We start from the raw sequence: 1,283 nt of genomic DNA on the forward strand, positions 1-1,283 counted from the left end.
AGAACACTGGAATGAATCAGCAAGCACATCAGCAAGCAAGTCAACATCAGATTCAGAATCAACTTCAACAAGTCAATCAGACTCAGCAAGCCAATCTGTATCTGAAAGTACTTCAACACCAGTTGAAGATCACTCAAGTGAAGTAGCAAGCCAAGTTAAGGACCACGAAAACTCAACATCTGAGTTCAAGTCAGTATCTGAAGAAGTTTCTGAAAGCTTATCAGAATCTAAGTCGTTAGCAAGTGAATCCGATGCATCCGCATCCGAATCTCAAAGTACTTCAGCTTCCGCAAGTGAATCAATTGTGGTAAGTGCAAGTGAATCAGCTTCATTAAGCGATTCAATCTCAGAATCTAAGAGTGCCGAAGGAACAAACAACTTGACATCTGAAGAAGAATCACAAAGCGACTCAGCTAAGTCATCATCTGAATCACAAAGTGAATCAATCTCAGAAGCAAGCAAGTCCGCAAGCGAATCATTATCACGTCACCAAAGTGAAAATGAATCTACAAGCGACTCAGCATCCGAAAGCTTATCTAAGGTCTTTAGTGAAATTGATAGCAAGTCAATAGCTGAATCTCAAAGTACTTCAGCAAGCGACAGCAAGTCAACGAGCGCTTCAGTTTCTGAAAGTCTCTCAACAAGTGCCTCAATTTCTACGGGCGAATTAACGTTTGAATCAACACCAGATCGTTCAAGTGAAGTAGAAAGCCAAGTTGAGGAACACGAAAACTTAACTTCAGAGTTTAAGTCAATCTCTGAGGAAGTTTCCGCAAGCTTATCAGAATCTAAGTCCTCAGCTAGTGAATCCGATGCATCCGCATCCGAATCTCAAAGTACTTCAGCTTCCGCAAGTGAATCAATTGTGGCAAGTGCGAGTGAATCAGCTTCATCAAGCAATTCAATCTCCGAATCTAAGAGTGCCGAAGGTACAAATAGCTTGACGTCTGAAGAAAAATCACAAAGTGACTCAGCTAAGTCAGCCTCTGAATCCCAAAGTGAATCAATCTCAGAAGCAAGCAAGTCCGCAAGTGAATCATTATCACGTCACCAAAGTGAAAATGAATCCCAAAGCACTTCAGCTTCAACGAGCTTGTCAGAAGCCTTGGCTGACCTGCCAATAACTGGTGGTACAACACCATCTGAGGAAATTGATGATGATTCAACTTCAGTATCATCAAGTACTTCAGTATCAATGAGTACTTCAACAAGCGTTTCAGAATCGTCAAGTGCTTCAGCATCAATGAGTACTTCAACAAGCGTTTCAGAATCGTACAAAGTTG

1 pseudogene is annotated in these 1,283 nt (G+C 41.5%); it reads left to right on the forward strand.

Annotated elements, in window-relative coordinates:
* Positions 1 to 1,283 (forward strand): annotated as a pseudogene (locus JCM10991_RS15495) (hypothetical protein); the annotation flags it as partial.

Origin of the sequence: Ligilactobacillus equi DSM 15833 = JCM 10991 (assembly GCF_000615765.1) — a bacterium.
In the GTDB taxonomy this organism is placed as follows: Bacteria; Bacillota; Bacilli; order Lactobacillales; family Lactobacillaceae; genus Ligilactobacillus; species Ligilactobacillus equi.